This window comes from Billgrantia bachuensis, from assembly GCF_011742165.1.
GTDB lineage: Bacteria > Pseudomonadota > Gammaproteobacteria > Pseudomonadales > Halomonadaceae > Halomonas > Halomonas bachuensis.
This window is the reverse complement of record NZ_JAAQTO010000004.1, coordinates 185031-203309: the sequence shown is the minus strand read 5'-3', so window position 1 is coordinate 203309 and position 18279 is coordinate 185031. Positions and strand designations below refer to the sequence as shown.

The window sequence follows — 18279 nt, the reverse complement described above, 5'->3', positions numbered from 1 at the left end:
TTGGCAGAAGGAGGCTGCCTGCGGCAGGTGGAGAGCTGCTCGGAGAACGGGAAAGGTAAGCCGGGTGATCAGCGCGGCTCGTCGTTGTCCTTCCCGAGCCGCCTCGGCCTGGGCCCCAGCGGGCCGAGCCACAGCCACACCTGCAGCAGGACCAGCAATGGCAGCAGCCAGGCCGGGGCACCGGTAGTGCGGGTAAGAACATAGAAAATCAGGTACGCGGTGATGCCGGCAGCGAGGCCCACCAGCGTGAACCTGAAGGCGCTTGCCTGGCCGGGCTGGCGGGTGACGCGAAACAGCAGGCCGACGAAGGCACCGAAGCTACCGGCCATGGCAAGTTGAAGGAGGATATCTTGCATGAATGTCTCATTATCGGGGCTGGCTTTACTGGCAGCGTAACGTCTTACCCACGCCCGTGACAGTAAGACCTTGGATCGAGTCCTGACGGCGAACCGCAGTTTTAGCCGGGCCTGAGTATGCTGGGCTCAATAGTGCAACGCTGGGCTGATGTAGCGCTGACCCTGCAGCATTTGCCGTATGGCAACCGGTAGCTCGTCCGGGTCGCCCTTGAGGAGATAGCCTTGGGCGCCGGCCGTCATGGCCTGATCGGCATAATGCCGCTCGCTGTGACCTGAAAGGATGGCGCAGGGCAAGGAGGGGTAGCGGTCCTTGACCGAGCTGATCAACTCCAGCCCACTGATACCGGGAAGCGAGAGATCGGCGATCACGAAGTCGGGAACGTTCTCGGCGAGGCTTGCCAGCGCGGCCTCGCCGGAGTCGAATGTGCCGCAGACCTCGAAATCCTCTTCCTGATCGATGTACTCCTGCAGCATGGCCAGCATGAAGGAGTGATCTTCGACGATCAGTATGCGCGCTGTGGTATCCATTCCCTGAGATTCCGATGCCAGTCGAACGTTGCGGCAACGACTCGCGGAGCTACTGCCAAGACGGCGTTGCCGGTACCCATATGAGGATAGTCGTTCCTTCGCCTGGTGCCGAATCGATTTCCATGTCCCCACCCAACAATCGCAGCCGCTCGCGAACGCTCACGAGACCGAATCCGGAGCCATGCCCGTCTTCCATCACCTGCGAGGTAAAACCCTGTCCCGAGTCGCTGACCCTGATCAGAATCCGTTCGTCAGCCTGGTCCAGTTCGACGCGTGCGCGATCGACATTGGCATGCTTCTTGATGTTGAAGAGCAGCTCTCGCACCACCTGGAACAGCAGGACCCGGAGGTTTTCGTTGGGCGTAAAAGGTGGGTTGAGTGTTTCGAGCTCGACCTCCAGGCCGTGCAACTGCTGCATCTGGCGCTTCAGCCAGCCGATGGCGTCGGCCAGGCCTTCGTTCTTGAGTATCGGGGGACTGAGGTCGACTGTCAGCTGTCGGGTCGTCTCGATGGCTTCCTGAAGCCAAGCGCGTGTCCCGATAACGGCCTCGGCCAATTCCCGTTGACCCGCCGCCTCGAGCTGCTCTTCCAGCATGCGGGTCTTCATCTGCAGGCCGTAGAGCAGCTGCTGCAGGTTGTCGTGCAGGATCTGGGAGACGCGGCGGCGTTCCTTCTGCTCCGCCATCGTCAGTTTCGAAGCCAACTGACGGACCTGCAGGGTGCGCTCCTCCACCCGAGCCTCCAGGGTCTCGTTGATCTCCTGAAGCGACTGTTCGGCAATCTTGTGTTCGTGGATGTCGATGTTCATTCCCACCCAGCCGCGAATCGTACCGTCGGGGGCGCGCAGGGCGCCGGCGCGCACCTCCGTCCAACGGTGCTCTCCGCTCTCGGTATGAAAGACACGAAACTCAGTATGCAGGGGCTCGCCCGTGGCAACTGAATGACGCCACTGGGCTTGCACCCACTCGCGATCCTCGGGGGCGACGGCATCGGCCCAGCCGGTGCCTTGGAATTGTTGGAAAGTCTGTCCCGTATAGACTCGCCAGGAAGGTGAATCCTCCATTACTTCGCCGTTGGCAGCGGTACTCCATACGATCTGGGCCGAGGTATCCACGAGCAGGCGAAAGCGCTCCTCGCTTTCACGCAGGCTCAACTCGGAGTTCTTGCGCTCGGTGATGTCGACGAAGGTGATCACCACGCCGCCGATGCGCTCGTCAGCTCTATGGTAGGGGCGGATGCGCGTCTGGTACCAGCGGCCATCAGTAACCTGTAATTCACGGTGCGTAGGCTTCACCCGGTCGAGTACTTGTTGTGCATCCGTAAGTACGCTGTCGTCTCCCAGCCGGTGGGGGAGGTCGTGAAGCGGTCTGCCCCGATCGCCAGGCTGTATGTCGAACAGCGCTCCGACCTGAGGAGTACATAGCTGTACGCATAAGTCATCATCTAGAAAGATGATCGCGATATCAGTGGCGGAAAGCAGATTCAGTACGTCTTGCATGGAAGCTTCCCTTCTGTATCCCATTTCTCAATTTGCCAGATTAGAGCCTAGAGATTCGTTCGTGCGACTTTGGTTGTAAGTTTTTTGAAGGATCGGGAGCCAGATTGGACTTGTCATTCCGCTCTGCTCATCCTTTGCCATGTTGAATGAAGCGTACTATCGGGACCTGATGCTGCTAAAGCATGTCGACAAAATGGAAAGGAACCGATTTTTTTCACAAAGGAGCTGACCAGATGAGTGCTATCGTCCTGCTGGTGCTAGGTCTCGCCGGAATGGCCGCGGGGTATTTCCTCTACTCCCGTTTCATTGCCGCGAAGATCTATCGCCTCGACCCAGAATTCACCACGCCCGCCCATGAATACGAGGATGGGGTCGATTTCGTGCCGACCAATCGATTCATACTCTGGGGACATCACTTCACCTCGGTGGCAGGTGCCGCGCCCATCGTCGGGCCGGCAATCGCGGTCATCTGGGGCTGGCTGCCGGCCTTCCTATGGGTCGTGCTCGGTACCGTGTTCTTTGCCGGCGTACACGACGCCGGGGCCATCTGGGCCAGCGTGCGCAACAAAGCCAAGTCGGTCGGCGCCTTGACCGGGGACGTAGTCGGCGCCCGGGCACGCAGCATCTTCATGATCGTCATCTTTCTCGTGCTGCTGATGGTGAACGCGGTTTTTGCCGTGGTGATCGCCGGGCTGATGATGAACTTCTCCAGTGCCGTGGTGCCGGTGTGGGGCGCCATCCTGGTGGCGCTGGTCATCGGTCAGTTGATCTATCGCCGAATCCTGAGTCTGCCGTTGGTATCGATCCTTGGCGTCATCGCGCTCTATGCCCTGATCTTCATCGGCCCATCGGTGCCGATCCAGATGCCGGCCGAAGTCGGGGGGCTCTCGGGCAATGCCGTGTGGATCCTGATCCTGTTCGGCTATGCCGCCATTGCTTCGATGTTGCCGGTGTGGATGCTGCTGCAACCGCGCGACTACATCAACGGCCTGCAGCTGTTCATCGGCCTGATCGTGCTCTACGGCGCCATCGTTCTGCTCAACCCCAGCGTGGTGGCGCCGATGGTCAACGACGACCTGCCGGCAGGCACGCCATCGATGCTGCCGCTGCTGTTCGTCACCATTGCCTGCGGCGCCATTTCCGGCTTCCACGGGCTGGTTTCCTCCGGCACCACCTCCAAGCAGTTGAACAAGGAGACCGATGCCCGTTTCGTCGGCTACTTCGGTGCCGTGGGTGAGGGCATGCTGGCGCTTGCCGCCATCCTGGCCGCCACCGCCGGCTTTGCCAGCTTCGCCGATTGGCAGGCGGTCTATACCGCCTTCGGTGCCGGCGGCGTCAACGCCTTCGTCGAGGGCGGCGCCTACATGATCCATAACGGCCTGGGCCTGCCCGAAGCCACCGCGGCGACCTTGCTGACCGTGATGGCGGCGCTGTTCGCCGGCACCACCATGGATACCGGCCTGCGCCTGCAGCGCTACATCTTCCAGGAGTGGGGCGCGATCTATCATCAGAAGTGGATGACCCGGAACGTGCCCGCCACGCTGCTCGCCGTGGGCAGCTGCCTGCTGCTGGCTTTCGGTGCCGGTGGCGCCGACGGCACCGGCGGCATGATCATCTGGCCGCTGTTCGGTACCACCAACCAACTGCTGGCGGGCCTGACCCTGCTGGTGGTCACGGTGATGCTGGTGCGCCTGCGTCGGCCGATGTGGTATACCCTGGCGCCGCTGTGCTTCCTGCTGGTGATGACTATTGCCGCACTGCTCATCCAACTGCGCACCTTCTTCAACGAAGGCAACTATTTCCTGCTGTTCGTGGACATCGTGGTGCTGATCGCTGCGATCCTGGTGGCGATGGAGTGCGCCTCGGCGCTGAAGCGTTCGAGGGCGGACATGGCCAGGCAGGAATGAGCGTCGGAGACTGACATGAACGATGATCGTGACAAGCCGCATGATCCTCGTCTCGAACGGATCCGGGCCTGGCTGAGCCAGGCTCGTTTCTTCGCCGAGGAGATGTACAGCGCGCGCTATCGTGGCGCCATCGCCCGGGCGAGGCGAGACGAGGACGGCCTGTTCATGCTGCTGGTGTTTTCCGAAATGATGGGCGTGCCCAATCCGGCCGCCTATTACACGTTGGAGCTGCAGCCGCTGCTGCTCGAGCGCTTCCACGAGTGGCACCGGCGCATGGGCATGGAGCGTTCGCCCCTGGATCATTTCCGATGCTGTTAATGTCAGGGATAAAGTGCAGCGCTCCAGTGTGCTGCGACCGAGAAGCGCCGGGACGGCTCGCAGGGGAGGTCCGACGCCATGGGTGAGGAGCACTGCTCCGAACGGGCGGGCCATGGATGGCCCGCACCGGCCCTGCAAGTGGTGCAGGACGCAAGAGCGCAGCAGGGCGTCGGTAGCGCCCAGGGATGGGTTCACAGCGCCTCCCCGAAGAGCTGTTGCGGCATAGCTGCGAGGGAGCTCTCTTGCGCTGCCACCAACTCTCGATGCCTTGGAAGTAAAATGAAAGAGTTACTCGATAAACGCCTGCTCTGGGTCGGCGGCAAGGGCGGCGTGGGCAAGACCACGGTGGCGGCGGCGCTGGCCGTGCTGGCCGCGGGTCGCGAGCGGCGGGTGCTGGTGGTGTCCACCGACCCGGCCCATAGCCTGGGCGACGTATTCGACCGTGAGCTGGGCGATGCGCCGCGGCGCCTGCTGCCCAACCTGGACGCCATGGAGATCGACCCGGACGCCGAAGTCGAGGCCCACTTGGCTCGCGTTACCGAACAGATGCGCCGCTACGCCGCACCGGAAATGATGCAGGAACTGGAACGCCAGATGCGCCTGACACGCCAGTCGCCGGGTACTCAGGAAGCCGCATTGCTGGAGCGGCTGTCGCGCATCGTCACGGATGATGGCGCAGCCTACGATCTGGTGATCTTCGATACCGCCCCCACCGGGCACACCCTGCGCCTGCTGACCCTGCCCGAAGCCATGGCGGCCTGGACCGACGGCTTGCTGGCGCACAATCGCAAGTCCGAGGAGCTGGGCAAGGTGCTCTCCCATCTAACGCCCAAGCAAGGCCGTGACGTTGCCACGCCCTTCGATGACCCCCAGGAAGACCCGTTCAGCGATCTCGATGAGCGTACCCGCGACGTGGCACGTACCCTGATCGAGCGCCGGCGCCTGTTTCACCGTGCCCGGCGGCGCATCGAGAACGCCGAGGAGAGCGGTTTCTTGTTCGTGATGACACCCGAGCGGCTGCCGATTCTCGAGACGGTGCGTGCCGTGCAGGCGCTGGAGGCGGTCAAGGTCCCGGTGGCCGGCGTGGTGGTCAACCGGGTGATTCCCGACGATGCCGACGGTGATTTCCTGCGTGCGCGGCGTATGCAGGAGTCCAGCTACCTGGCGCGCATCGACGAGCAGCTCGAGCACCTGCCGCGACCGCGCCTGCCGCTGCTACCGAGCGACGTCCATGGCATCCCGGCCCTGGAGGAGCTTGCCAGCCGGCTCGAGAGCCTGGGCTTCTGAGACGAATTCGCCTCGCGGTCATTGCTGTATGGCAATGGTCAAATGCACGTCGGCGGGCTAACGCCACCCGACCTGGACGTTTACACTGGCGCCCCGTGAACCCATCCAGGAGAGCCTACCCATGGCCGAGAGCGTGCAACTGATTCAGCGTTACTACGATGCCTTCAATCGCGGCGACTGGGACGCCATGCTCGACTGTCTCGATGCCGAGGTGGCGCACGACCTGAACCAGGGGCCGCGCGAGACGGGGCGCGACGCCTTTCGTCAGTTCCTGGCCCGCATGGAGCGCAGCTACGTGGAGCGGCTGGAAGACATCGTGGTCATGCCCGGCGTCGACGGCCGGCGCGTAGCCGCCGAGTACGTCGTTCACGGCGAGTACCGTGCTACGGACGAGGGGCTACCGCCGGCCAAGGGGCAACGCTATGTGCTGCCAGGCGGCGCCTTCTTCGAGGTGACGGGGGGCCGGATCACCCGAGTGACCAACTACTACAACCTCGAGGAGTGGCTGCGTCAGGTGGCCGAAGCGTGATGTCGGTTGTCTCAGCGAACGCGAGGGAGGAGTAGCAATGCGCGTGGCCGTGGCCAAGTATCCGATCGGCATGCCGACGAGTTTCGACGAATTCGCTCAGCGCCAGACAGCCTGCCTGAGACAGGCCCGTGAGCTGGGAGCTCGAATCGCGGTGCTGCCCGAGTACCTGAGCCTGGAGCTTGCGGCCAGCTTCTCAGCCGACGTGCGCGGCGACCTCAAGGCCTCGCTGGCCGAGTTGCAGCCGTGGCGTCATGCCTGGTGCGAACTCTATGGGCGACTGGCTCGCGAACTCGACATGTACCTGGCACCCGGCACCTTCCTGATCGACATCGGAGGTGGGCGCTACCGTAACCGGGCCGACTGGTTCGCCCCGGACGGTGTCCACGGCTGGCAGGACAAGCTGCAACTCACCGGGTATGAGAAACAGAGCGGTGTCATCGAGCCCGGCGACCTCCTGCACGGCTTCGATTGCGACGGCCACCGGGTCGGTATCGCGGTCTGCTACGACGTGGAGTTCCCGCTGCCGGTGCGCGCCCAGTACGAAGCCGGAGTACGCCTGCTGCTGGTGCCCAGTTGCACCGACACCGCGGCCGGCGCAACCCGCGTGAGAGTCGGTTGCCTGGCCCGTGCGCTCGAGAATCGCTTCTTCGTGGCCCAGGCGGTCACCGCAGGCGAGGCCCAATGGAGCCCGGCGCTTGACGTCAACACCGGTGAGGCGACCCTCTATGCGCCCATGGACCACGGCTTTCCCGCCGATGGCATACTCGCCACTACCTTGGGCGATGCGCTCTGGGCCTGTCACGATGTCGACGTGGACGCGTTGGAACTCAACCGCGCTAATGCCCAGGTGGACAATGATCGCGACTGGCCGCACCAACTCGTCGCCACGTTGCAGCCTTGGCCCGATGGTTCGGACGCCAAGCCGACGCAGTTTGAAACAGCGCCGGCTTGAGGCCGCGAACGTGCTCCCCGGCCCGCTTCCGGTGAGAGGATTACGGGAGCAATTGGCGTAACGACTGCCCGGCACGCCCCAGCCACTCGTTCAGGGCGCGCGTGCTCTGGTTGAGGTGATAGGCGCGCGGCAGCCAGGCGGCCAGCCCTTCGGGCGGCGGGCTGGTGAATTCGGTGGGGGCGGGCACAACGGTCAGGCCTTGGGCCTCGAATTCCGCCACCGCCCGAGGCAGATGCCAGGCCTGCGATACCAGCGCGACCCGCTCTATGCCGTCGGCGCGCAGCATTTCGGCGCTGAGGCGGGCATTCTCGGCAGTGCTTCGGCTTTCGCCTTCCAGCCAACGCACCGGCACGTCGAAGACGTCGCGCAGGGCGGCTGCCATCAGGCTCGCCTCGGCGGCTTCCTCATCATGTACCCGGCCGCCGCTGACCAGCAATGGCAATTCGGTCTGACGATGCAGGTGGGCACCGTAGGCCAGCCGGCGCCAGGTCGGGTTTGCCGGTGCGTCGCCCCAGCCGAATTCGGGGGCCGTGTAGTCGCGCCCGCCGCCGAGGATGACGATCGCCTCGGCGCCCTCCAGTTGGGTGCGGGCCGGAGTAGGGTAGGGTTCGAGCCCCTGGCGCAGGGCATGGCTGGCCATCGGCGTGGCGAGCAATAGCAGGCCGAACAGTCCCAGCATGATCAGCAGGGCACCGAGGAATCGCCTGGGGCTGAGCAGCAGTCCCAGCAGCACCAGCAGTACGTTGAGGGTGGGTGGCAGCAGCAGGGTCTTGAGCAGCGTCATCGTTGCGTTCCGGTCATGCGTGATCGAGAAGTTCCAGCCTGCGGCTGGGCCAATGAACGACAGCGGTGCGCGATAGCATGCTGGCCGCCAGCCTGGGGTGCTCCCGGGCGATGACCCGGGCGGCGAACTCGGAGAGGAAGCCTGACTTCAGTTCGGCACGGGCGCGATCTACACCGATCGCTTCATACGGGGTCGAGGCCAGCAGCAGGAAGCCGTCGTCGGGGATTCGCCCCGCCTTCATATTGGCCGCGATGATTGCCGCCGCGGTGCCAATGGGTTCGGAAAGGTCGGGGCTGTAGGGCCCTACGATCAGAGCGGTATTGGGAAGATGAAGGAAATCGAAGCCTCGTCCGACGCAGATAACCCATTCGCGATGCTCGATGTCGAATTCTCGGGCGGTGCCTCGCAACGAGTCGACATGCTGCAGGTTGCCTTTCAACAATGGCAGCAGGTCGCGGCGAATGTCGGTTGGCATGTCGGGGCACAGGCTGGCGACGCGGCGCTCGAGATCGCCTTCCTCGGCAGGGGGCAGTTCGCTGATGTCGAGAGTGGCGTCGGTGATGCCGTGCACGATGAGTGCATCAGTATCGGTTTCGAAGCCGCATACCAGCGGGTAGACGTGGCGATTGTCGCGACCGAAGATGCGTTCGGCCTGACGGCGTATTTCATGAGCCTGGGCCAGGGCGGCATCCGCATCGCAAGCGAAACCGGCACAACCGCGCGCCCGCTCTCCGCGGGAGAAATGATAGCTGATGACCAGCAGCACGCCGCTACCGCCATGGATGGCTGCGTCGACGGCATCAGTGAGCATCTCGCCGAGATAGGGCCAGCCCAGGTGGAAGATGCCGCCAAGATTACGAAACGGGGTGATGATACCCAGTGGCGTGCGGGTGGCATGGGGCAGGTGAATGCGCCCGTCCATGCACTTCATGACCAGGATGCGCGTGGGGTGGTTGGCCAGGTAGCGCTCGCGAGCGAGCCATGCCGAGGGGCTGCAAAAATTGTCGGCGTGCTCACGCGAAAGGGCGAGTAGCGCCTCGATACGCTCACCGATAGGGCGGTCGTGCAATGGCATGGTGCGGCTCTGGTTATTATTGTCTACCGCTTATCGTCCCTGACTGTGCAGGACTATGCAAAACCTTCATTAGTCGAAGAAAACACTGCACCAATGTCTGTACGAGCGAATCGCTTCATCTCGCGCCACAATTTGTTCAGCGCTTCCTAACCAAGCTCCACTTTTTCCTTGTATTCGCATAAATCTTCGATTACGCAGCTGCCGCAGCGCGGGCGGCGCGCCACGCAGGTGTAGCGGCCGTGCAGGATCAACCAGTGGTGTGCATCGCGGCGAAATTCCCTGGGCACGTGGCGCAGCAGTTTCTGTTCGACCTCGTTTACGTTTTTGCCGGGGGCAATGCGGGTGCGGTTGGAGACGCGAAAGATGTGCGTATCCACGGCAATGGTGGGGTCGCCGAAAGCTGTGTTGAGGATCACGTTGGCGGTCTTGCGCCCCACCCCCGGCAGCGCTTCGAGCTCGGCACGGGTGCGTGGCACCTCCCCGCCATGCTTCTCGACCAGCATGCGGCAGGTCTTCATCAGATTTTCGGCCTTGGTGTTGTAGAGCCCGATGGTCTTGATGTGCTGCTTGAGGGCATCGAGGCCGAGATCGATGATGGCCTGGGGTGTGTTGGCCACCGGGAACAGCCGGGCGGTGGCCTTGTTGACCCCCACGTCGGTAGCCTGGGCAGAGAGCAGTACGGCAGTAAGAAGCTCGAACGGCGTGCTCCAGTTCAGTTCCGTGGTCGGCTCGGGGTTGTGTTCGCGCAGGCGGGCGAAGATTTCGTAGCGTTTCTGGGCGTTCATGCGGGCTCTCGTTGCGAAGGTGCGCTCATGGCGAACCGGGCGCCAGGGATGCGCGGGCTTCCTCGAGCAGGTCGGTAGCGCGCTGAAGCTGGGTTTCGGCCCGATGACAGGCTTCACTGTCGTGGTGCCGCTGGGCGTGATCGAGCTGTTGGCGAGCTCTTCTTACCGCCTGTTCGGCTGCCTTCACGGCCATCTGACGTTGGCGCTGTGGTGTCGGGCCGCTACGCGAACCGCGAGTTTCCTGCCTAATCACGCGGCGCTGCCGCTCCAGACGTTTCTCCCGCTCGAGGCGTGTCAGGCGCTGCTGGCGTGCCTGATACCGCCGACGGCCCAGTTGCGCCCGCCGCGCCAGGTACTCTTGTCGCTCGGTATCGTCGTTGGCGGCCTGCCATTCGGGGTGCGGCACCAGGTCGATGCAGTCGACGGGGCAGGGCGCAACGCACAGTTCGCAGCCGGTGCACTCGGAGGCGATCACGCTATGCATGCGCTTGCTGGCGCCCAGGATGGCGTCCACCGGGCACGCCTGGATGCACTTGGTGCAGCCGATGCATTCCGCTTCGCGTATGACCGCCAATAGCGGCAGCTGAGCCGGCTGCTCGAGAGGTAGAGGGGGGCGGCCAGTCAGCTCGGCAAGACGTTCTACGGTTTCCTCGCCGCCAGGCGGGCAGCGGTTGATCGGTTCGCCCGCGTCGATGGCCTCGGCGTAGGGTCGGCAGCCCGGGTGGCCGCACTTGCCACACTGGGTTTGCGGCAGCAGCGCGTCGATGGCCTCGATCAAGTTGCTGTGGCCCGTCACGTCGTCTCCTGATGGGGCGCAAGTAGAATGCCAGCCAGAGGCTGGTGGCGGTCGGCTATTATACGCTGCCGTGCCGGGTGGGCATACTGCCCAGGCCGGCTCTCGATATCCTAGCGGTCGACGGGGCTGAGCTGCTTGTCGGTATGATAGGCCTCCACTCGATTGCGTCCGCCCGATTTGGCCAGATACATGGCCTGATCGGCGGCACGCATGATATCGGATGGGGTCGTCACGTCAGTTCGCTGCATGGCAACGCCGATGCTGACCGTCACGTTGGGGGCGGTCGGCGAATACTCGTGTGGCAGCGCCAGCCCGTTTACCGCCTGGAGCAGCTCCTGGGCATGGATGAGGGCGGTCTCGAGTGAAGTGTTCGGAAGCAGGACGCTGAATTCCTCTCCGCCGGTGCGTGCCACCAGGAAACCATGCTTGCTGAGCTGATGCTCCATGCACTGCGCCAAGGTGATCAGGCAGGCATCGCCCGCCTGATGTCCATAGTGATCGTTGTATAGCTTGAAGTGATCGATATCGATCATCATCGCCGCCGTTCGGTGCTGGCCGGGGCGCCTCAGCACTTCGGCGAAGCGATCGTCGAACAAGCGCCGATTGGCCACACCCGTCAGAGGGTCGTGCAGGGTCAATTCAAGCAATTGCTCGGACTGCTGTTGCTGGTGCTTCAGCAGGTTGCGAAACTCTCGGGCCAAGGTGCCGATCTCGTCACGGCGTGTCACCAGACGGCTGGGCATGGGCGGTGGCAGGGCCTCCTGGTGGAGGCCCTGGGTGTAGTGGGTAAACTGGCGCAGTGGCAACAGCACCATACGTTCGAGCAGCCACAGCACGAGCAGCAGCGTGACGATCAGCACGCCCCCGGTCCAGTAGAGGGCGAAGCGAAACGTCTCCAGGCTTGCCTGGTAGCGTTGGCGGGGCAGCAGGGCATCGATACGCACGGCTCGGCTGGCGGGAACGGCGGCAACGCTGCGGCTGGCGGCCATATGGGTGGGAGAGACGCGTTCGAGTTGTTCGCTGGGAATGCTACTCGCAACGACGGTGCCGAGCGCGAGATCGATACCGGTGGTATCGCGTAGCTGCTCGATCCAGGGCTCGGAGAGTGGACGTATCATGGCCAGCCAACCGGCCGGCGGCGATTCTTCCCGGTTCTGGTAGATCGGCGACAGGGCGCCCATGGCCAGCTGCGGTAGCGACAGCAGCCAGGTATGTGTGGTTTCCTCGAGCCCACCATCGATTCGCTCACGAAGGAATTGCACGGAGGGGGCGGCCCAGTCGCAGGGAGGCTCCAAGCCGGGGCAGGAGGTGAACTCACCCTCTTCATCGAAGCCTACTACCCAATAAGGTTCGTAGCTGTTATCGAGAAAGAACATCAGCTGGAGGTCGAGAGTCACCAGCGTGTCTTCATAGAGGTTGGAGTCGATGTATTCGGGTTTCACCCCACTGACGAAATCGTAGGTGTCGTCCCAGTAGGCCCAGTCTTCCACCAGGCGACGCATGTGATTGAGTTCGCTGCCAAGAGCACGCTCGGCCCTATCGAGCTCGGCGCTTGCGAAGGCCTCTTCGTCTTCCAGCAGAATCGGCATGATCTGGTAGCGCGCGATCAACACCAGCGCAAGCAGGGCCAGGCACAGCACGGTGCACAATGACAGCAGGAAACGATTACGCAACGAATTGAGCACTGTCGTCATTGAGGCATGCCTGTTTTATGTTCCGCCACTCAGGTGTCAGTGGTGCCGGCACCGGTGTAGGTAATTGCTTACAAGGTATATCGGCTCAGGACTACAAAACTTTAGTAAAAGTAATTTTTGATCGAAAAGTGCCAGCTTTTGCTCATAGTGCAGCAAAGATTGGCTCTTAGAGCTGATTTTCATAGAAAAAGCGCGACCGAAGCCGCGCTTTTTCTCGTGTCGAGATTATTTACCTGATGCGCTGACCGGGTTCGGCGCCGGAATCCGGCGACAGCAGATAGATGCCGCCATCGTTTCCAGCCGCCAGTACCATGCCCTCGGAGACGCCGAATCGCATCTTGCGCGGTGCCAGGTTGGCCACCATGACGGTCAGGCGGCCTTCCAGAGCTTCCGGGGCATAGGCCGAGCGAATGCCGGCAAAGACGTTGCGTGTCTCACCGCCCAGATCGAGCGTGAGCTGGAGCAGCTTGTCAGCGCCCTCGACGTACTCGGCCTTGGCGATGCGCACGATGCGCAGGTCGACCTTGGCGAAGTCGTCGAAGGCGATCGGCTCGGCGATAGGATCGTCGGCCAGCGGCCCCTTGGCCGCTTCCTTGAGTTTCTGTTCTTCCACCAGATCCTCCTTCGACGCCTCGATCATGGCATCGATCTTCTCCCGCTCGACGCGGGTCATCAACGGTTTGAACTTGGCGACTTCGTGGCCCAGCAGCACCGCGTGTCGGCTTGCCCAGTCGAGCGAGTCCAACTGCAGGAATTGGCGTGCCTGCTCGGCCATGGCCGGTACCACCGGGGCCAGATAGACCATTAACTGCCGGAACAGATTGATGCCTACCGAGCAGATTTCCAGTACTTCCTGCTCGCGACCCTCCTGCTTGGCCAGTACCCACGGCTCCTTGTCGGCGATGTAGGTATTGGCTTCGTCGGCCAGCTCCATGATCTTGCGCACGGCACGCCCGAACTCACGCGCTTCGAAATCTTCGGCGATACCGTCTCCCGCGGCGATGAAGCGCGCGACCAGCTCCGGCTCGGCGCAGTGGGTCGAGAGCCGGCCGTCTCCCAGTTTCTTGACGAACCCGGCGCAGCGGCTGGCAATGTTGACCACTTTACCGACGAGGTCGGCATTCACCCGCGCGGCAAAGTCCTCGAGATTGAGATCGAGATCGTCGACCCGCGAGGTGAGCTTGGCGGCGAAATAATAGCGCAGGTACTCTGGATTCAGGTGCTCGGCGTAGGTCGCCGCCTTGATGAAGGTTCCGCGGGACTTCGACATCTTGGCCCCGTTGACGGTGACGAAACCGTGGCAGTTCACCGCCGTGGGCGTGCGGAACTCGGCGCCGTGCAGCATGGCCGGCCAGAACAGCGCATGGAAGTAGACGATGTCCTTGCCGATGAAGTGGTATACCTCGGCCTCGGAGTCCTTCTTCCAGTAGCTGTCGAAGTCGATGCCGGTGCGCTCGCACAGGCTCTTGAAGCTGGCCAGGTAGCCGATCGGCGCGTCCAGCCAGACGTAGAAGTACTTGCCCGGCGCATCGGGAATCTCGAAGCCGAAGTAGGGCGCGTCGCGCGAAATGTCCCACTCGTTGAGGCCGGACTCGAACCACTCCTGCAGCTTGTTGCCAATCTGGGTCTGCACGTGACCGCCGCGGGTCCACTGCTTGAGGAAGTCGGCGAAATCGGGAAGCTTGAAGAAGTAGTGGGTAGAGCTGCGCACCTCGGGCGTGGCGCCGGAGATCGCCGACACCGGGTCGATCAATTCCGCCGGGGTATAGGTGGCGCCGCAGGCTTCACAGTTGTCGCCGTACTGGTCGGCAGTCTTGCACTTGGGACAGGTGCCCTTGATGAAGCGGTCGGCCAGGAACAGCCCCTTGACGGGATCGTACATCTGCTCGATATCGCGAGTGGCGATATGGCCGCGGTCGCGCAGTCGGGTGTAGATCAGCTCGCTGAAGTAGCGGTTCTCCTCGGAATGGGTCGAGTGATAGTTGTCGAAGGCGACACCGAAAGTGGCGAAGTCGGCCTGGTGCTCCTTGGAAACGCGCTCGATCAGGGCCTCTGAAGTGATCCCTTCTTGCTCGGCGCGCAACATGATCGCGGTGCCGTGGGCGTCGTCGGCACACACGTAGTGACACTCATGGCCGCGGCTCTTCTGGAAGCGCACCCAGATATCGGTCTGGATGTATTCCAGCAGATGGCCAAGGTGGATCGAGCCGTTGGCGTAGGGCAGGGCACTGGTGACCAGGATCTTGCGCGGGGCGCTTGCGTTGTTCGACATATCGGCTCTGATATTCCCAGGAAAAACAGACCCTCGATTGTAGCCGTGTTGGAACATGACTGCACCCGGTGACGGGAGTCGGGGCGTTTCGTCTAATGGGGGCGGTCCGCTATGCAGGCGGGATGCCCATGTCCCGCTACTGCACTAGGCTGACACAGGACCCGTTGAGATGGAGGCTTGCTTGGATCCGATCTTCTTCGACTCTTTTGTTGCCTTGCTGCGCACGGCGGTACTGGGCGTGCTGGGCTATGCCAGTCTGGTGTTCCTGCTGCGGATATCCGGGCGCCGCACCCTGTCGAAAATGAACGCCTTCGACCTCGTCGTGACCGTGGCGCTGGGCTCGGTGCTTGCCACCGTGATGCTCAGCAAGGATGTAACCCTGGCCCAGGGAGCCTTGGCCTTCGCACTACTGGTTGGTATGCAGTTCTCCGTGACCTGGACCAGCGTTCGCTGGCGTTGGGTACGGCGCCTGGTTACCGGTGAGCCGGCGCTGTTGTTCTTTCGGGGGGAATATCTGCCGAGTGCGCTGCTGCAAGCTCGTGTGACCAGGGACGAGGTGCGAGCGGCTGCCCGCGCAGCCGGGATGGCTGATCTGAGCAAAATCGAAGCCGTCGTGCTGGAAACCGACGGTTCCTTCAGCGTGCTGGGGCAGCGGGTCCAGGGCGCTGCATCGAGCCTCGATGGGGTGAAGGCACCGGGAAGTGGTGAAGGTAAAGTCGAGACGAGGGATTGAAGGCAGGTTGGCGGTGCGCCCTGCGCTCCTTTAGAATGCAGCCATGCGATGGATGGCAAATGGATCGGCCCCCCATGGCATGCTCTCTCGCATTGCCCGTTACGCATCATCCGCAAAACGAACGAATGACTGATGACTTTCGTGAGGATGATACGATGAAACTGCGACTCGCTCTGCCCCTGCTTCTGCTTGCTACCCTGCTGGTGGGCTGTGGAACCAATGCCCTGGCGCCGCGCTATACCAGCGAAAACCCCGACATCATGCGCATCAGCGATGAGCCGCCCGCCAACCCGGAAAAGACCATCGAAGACCTCGGCTCCTACTGCGTGGAAGTCACCGAGACCTGGAACGCCCACGGCGAAACGCCGAATGGACAGACCCTGTGGGCCAAGGACACTCAGCGCGCTGTCGTTCCGTGTGACTGAACCCCTGCCAGAGTAAGGTATTAGCGGTACGTTCAGCCGGCCCATGTATCTGCATGGGCCGGTTTCGTTCGGGGTCGCTCGTTTGGGTCGGCGTTACCAGGGCCGGGCCGGAGTCAGACTCAGGCATTTTTCGCGACTGGTCCCTACGCTGGCACCAACGGGGTCCATGACTAGACTGCGAGAGACAACGCTAAGGAACTGTCGCTGTCAGGAGAAAAGCCATGGAACGTAAAGGTGCCACGCCCCCGGATCATCGATTGCTCCATCCCCCGTGTGCGGTTTCAGCCGGTCGATGTCCTTCCAATACCCCGGTTTCCCATGTGCAGATCGACCGCTTGGCATTACTGCTTGTGGTGCTGGTCGTTAGCCATCAGGTCGGTATCGGCGAAGTGCAGGCGCAGGAACCTGGGCCGAACCGCTTGCTCGGCATCGAAGCGCGAGACGAGGCTGAGAAGCCCGAGTTGGAGCATCCCAGCGAGCACCTCGTCGTCACCGAATTCCCAGGATCGCTGATCGATGCCGAACTCTCCGCCTGGCAGGAGTACGTGCCCGAGGTCGAAGACATCAGCATTCCCGCCTCGGCGGATGATTACGAACAGCCGGCCTTGTTCTATGCGCCGGAGGTTGAGGAGGAGCGTCCGCTTCTTCTGGTGCTGCACAGCTGGAGTACCGACTACCTCCAGAACATCGATATTCCTCTCGCACAGTTCGCCGTGTCCAACGAATGGGCCTTCATGCACCCCGATTTTCGCGGGGCCAATGATGGCCGCCCAGAATCGACGGCTTCCGATCTCGTCATCTCCGACATGGAAGATGCCTTGGAGTACGCCCGCGAGAATGCCAACGTGGATGAGTCGCGTATCTACCTGCTGGGCTACTCCGGCGGAGCCATGAACGCACTGCACCTGGCCAGCCGTCATCCCGATACGTTTGCCGGCGTCGCGGCCTGGGTGCCGGTCTACGATCTGGCTAGCTGGTATGAATGGAACGATCGGCTTGGGGAGAAGTATGCCGAGGAAATCGCCGAGGCTTGTGGTGGTGTGCCGGAGGAAGGTAGCGAGGCCCACGATGAGTGCATGCAGCGTAGTCCCAAGGCGCACGTGCCCGATGCGGCCGGTGGGATGCGGGTGTTGATCGCTCACGGTATCGACGATGAGACCGTGCCGGTCGAGCAGGCGCTGCAAGCTTATAACGATCTGATAGAGGAGGAGGGAGGTATTTCGCAGGAGCAGATCGAGGCGATCATGGAGAGCGGGGAGATCCCCGAGGCGCTGCTAGAGCGATCGCTGCATGAAGAACGTGACTACCCGCACTTCGAGGAAGCCGAGGCGCCGGTCCTGCTGCATTTGCAATCGGGGCCGACCGAGCTGGCGCTGTTCGATGGCGAGCACGACATGCTCTATCGCCCCGGCCTCGAGTGGCTTGCCCTGCAAGAGCGCGAATGAGGAAACTCACCGTCTGGCAAGGATGAACCTTCGATGTTGTTACGCTATCTCAATCGTCGCCCACGCTTAGTGGGCGTCATGCTGTCGGCTGCCTTCATGGCCGGTGGCTCGTTGATCGCCAATGCTCAATCCAGCGCCTCGGGGCCCAGCACACCCGTGGACTGGTCCGAGGTCAACGAGCCTCTCAACGGCCCGCCGCGTGTCATCGGCCCCTATGACGGTGGCTGTATCGCCGGTGCGGAAAGACTGCCCGAAGAGGGGGTCGGTTACCAGACAGTGGATCTCGAGCGCAACCGACACTATGGGCATCCTTCGCTTGTCGATTACATCGAGCGTCTGGGCGAGCGTGTCAATCGGGCCGGCTTCGGCCCGATGCTGGTGGGCGACATGGCCCAGCCGCGCGGTGGGCCGATGCCTTCCGGTCATGTCAGCCATCAGACCGGGCTCGACGTCGACATCTGGTTTCGCCTTGACCTTCCGCTTCTCGAACGCAGCGAGCGCGAGGGCCTCGACCAGCCGATTCTGGTCGATCCGCACAGCCAGCGCCTGGATGAGCGTTGGACGTCTCGGCATGCCGAACTCATTCGTCTAGCTGCCGACGACCCGCGAGTGGCACGCATCTTCGTTGATGCCGCGGTGAAGCGAGACCTGTGCGCACGGGAGTGGGACGATCGCTCCTGGCTGCGCGTGGTTCGCCCTTGGCACTCCCACGACGAGCACCTGCACGTACGGTTACGCTGCCCGCCGGGACAGACGGAGTGCATCGACCAACCGCCACCCCCGCCGGGGGAGGGCTGTCAGGCACTGGTACCGACTCCGCGCCCCAAGGCCTATCCTCTGCCGAGCCGTACCTTGCCGCCAGCCTGCCGAGCAGTACTGAATCCATAACGGGCCA

Annotated in this window: 18 protein-coding genes; 9 read left to right on the top strand and 9 right to left on the bottom strand. The window is 62.7% G+C overall.

Annotation, left to right across the window (positions count from 1 at the left end; translation table 11 throughout):
* Positions 1–68 precede the first annotated feature (68 nt).
* The 3 genes from HBJ55_RS02240 to HBJ55_RS02230 all read right to left on the bottom strand — a co-directional run bounded on the left by HBJ55_RS02240 (position 69) and on the right by HBJ55_RS02230 (position 2382).
* Positions 69–356, bottom strand: coding sequence for a hypothetical protein (locus HBJ55_RS02240; protein ID WP_167110594.1), 288 nt, complete (start codon positions 354–356; stop codon positions 69–71).
* A 126-nt stretch (positions 357–482) separates the two neighbouring features.
* A complete protein-coding gene (locus tag HBJ55_RS02235; RefSeq protein ID WP_167110591.1) occupies positions 483–884 on the bottom strand; it encodes a response regulator transcription factor in 402 nt (133 codons plus the stop codon).
* A 49-nt stretch (positions 885–933) separates the two neighbouring features.
* On the bottom strand, positions 934–2382 hold the full coding sequence (locus tag HBJ55_RS02230; protein ID WP_167110589.1) for a PAS domain-containing sensor histidine kinase: 1449 nt from the start codon (positions 2380–2382) through the stop codon (positions 934–936).
* A 233-nt stretch (positions 2383–2615) separates the two neighbouring features.
* Here HBJ55_RS02230 and HBJ55_RS02225 point away from each other — a divergent pair, with 233 nt between their 5' ends.
* The 5 genes from HBJ55_RS02225 to HBJ55_RS02205 all read left to right on the top strand — a co-directional run bounded on the left by HBJ55_RS02225 (position 2616) and on the right by HBJ55_RS02205 (position 7375).
* Positions 2616–4289, top strand: coding sequence for a carbon starvation CstA family protein (locus HBJ55_RS02225; RefSeq protein ID WP_167110587.1), 1674 nt, complete (start codon positions 2616–2618; stop codon positions 4287–4289).
* 15 nt (positions 4290–4304) lie between these two features.
* Entirely contained in the window at positions 4305–4607 is a 303-nt protein-coding gene (locus HBJ55_RS02220; protein ID WP_167110585.1) for a cory-CC-star protein, read from the top strand.
* Positions 4608–4886: 279 nt separating this feature from the next.
* Positions 4887–5894: an ArsA family ATPase gene (locus tag HBJ55_RS02215; RefSeq protein ID WP_167110583.1), complete on the top strand. Its 1008-nt coding sequence runs from the start codon at positions 4887–4889 to the stop codon at positions 5892–5894.
* A gap of 121 nt (positions 5895–6015) precedes the next feature.
* Positions 6016–6423, top strand: coding sequence for a ketosteroid isomerase-related protein (locus HBJ55_RS02210; protein WP_167110581.1), 408 nt, complete (start codon positions 6016–6018; stop codon positions 6421–6423).
* Positions 6424–6460: 37 nt separating this feature from the next.
* Complete coding sequence (locus HBJ55_RS02205) at positions 6461–7375, top strand: carbon-nitrogen hydrolase family protein (protein ID WP_167110579.1); 915 nt, start codon at positions 6461–6463, stop codon at positions 7373–7375.
* A 40-nt stretch (positions 7376–7415) separates the two neighbouring features.
* Here HBJ55_RS02205 and HBJ55_RS02200 read toward each other — a convergent pair whose 3' ends face one another.
* The 6 genes from HBJ55_RS02200 to metG all read right to left on the bottom strand — a co-directional run bounded on the left by HBJ55_RS02200 (position 7416) and on the right by metG (position 14781).
* Positions 7416–8159: a YdcF family protein gene (locus tag HBJ55_RS02200; protein ID WP_167110577.1), complete on the bottom strand. Its 744-nt coding sequence runs from the start codon at positions 8157–8159 to the stop codon at positions 7416–7418.
* Positions 8160–8172: 13 nt separating this feature from the next.
* The gene (locus tag HBJ55_RS02195) at positions 8173–9234 is read right to left on the bottom strand and encodes a carboxysome shell carbonic anhydrase (RefSeq protein ID WP_167110575.1); all 1062 of its coding nucleotides are present in this window, start codon (positions 9232–9234) and stop codon (positions 8173–8175) included.
* Between the two features lie 146 nt (positions 9235–9380).
* A complete protein-coding gene (gene nth / locus HBJ55_RS02190; RefSeq protein WP_167110573.1) occupies positions 9381–10019 on the bottom strand; it encodes an endonuclease III in 639 nt (212 codons plus the stop codon).
* A 25-nt stretch (positions 10020–10044) separates the two neighbouring features.
* Positions 10045–10815 carry an RnfABCDGE type electron transport complex subunit B gene (locus tag HBJ55_RS02185; RefSeq protein ID WP_167110571.1) on the bottom strand — a complete coding sequence of 257 codons (771 nt, stop codon included), beginning with the start codon at positions 10813–10815 and terminating at the stop codon, positions 10045–10047.
* 110 nt (positions 10816–10925) lie between these two features.
* Positions 10926–12509, bottom strand: coding sequence for a diguanylate cyclase domain-containing protein (locus tag HBJ55_RS02180; protein WP_167110569.1), 1584 nt, complete (start codon positions 12507–12509; stop codon positions 10926–10928).
* A gap of 229 nt (positions 12510–12738) precedes the next feature.
* A complete protein-coding gene (metG, locus tag HBJ55_RS02175) occupies positions 12739–14781 on the bottom strand; it encodes a methionine--tRNA ligase (protein ID WP_167110568.1) in 2043 nt (680 codons plus the stop codon).
* 181 nt (positions 14782–14962) lie between these two features.
* On the opposite strand from metG, the gene HBJ55_RS02170 reads away from it, so the two are divergent.
* The 4 genes from HBJ55_RS02170 (at position 14963) to mepA (ending at position 18272) form a co-directional block, all read left to right on the top strand.
* Complete coding sequence (locus HBJ55_RS02170; RefSeq protein ID WP_167110566.1) at positions 14963–15514, top strand: DUF421 domain-containing protein; 552 nt, start codon at positions 14963–14965, stop codon at positions 15512–15514.
* Between the two features lie 155 nt (positions 15515–15669).
* Positions 15670–15939: a hypothetical protein gene (locus tag HBJ55_RS02165; protein WP_167110564.1), complete on the top strand. Its 270-nt coding sequence runs from the start codon at positions 15670–15672 to the stop codon at positions 15937–15939.
* Between the two features lie 221 nt (positions 15940–16160).
* Positions 16161–17384, top strand: a complete 1224-nt coding sequence (locus tag HBJ55_RS02160) for an alpha/beta hydrolase family protein (RefSeq protein WP_167110562.1) — start codon at positions 16161–16163, stop codon at positions 17382–17384.
* Between the two features lie 33 nt (positions 17385–17417).
* Positions 17418–18272 (top strand): penicillin-insensitive murein endopeptidase, encoded by an 855-nt coding sequence (gene mepA, locus HBJ55_RS02155; protein WP_167110559.1) that lies wholly within the window; start codon positions 17418–17420, stop codon positions 18270–18272.
* The last annotated feature ends 7 nt before the right edge of the window (positions 18273–18279 follow it).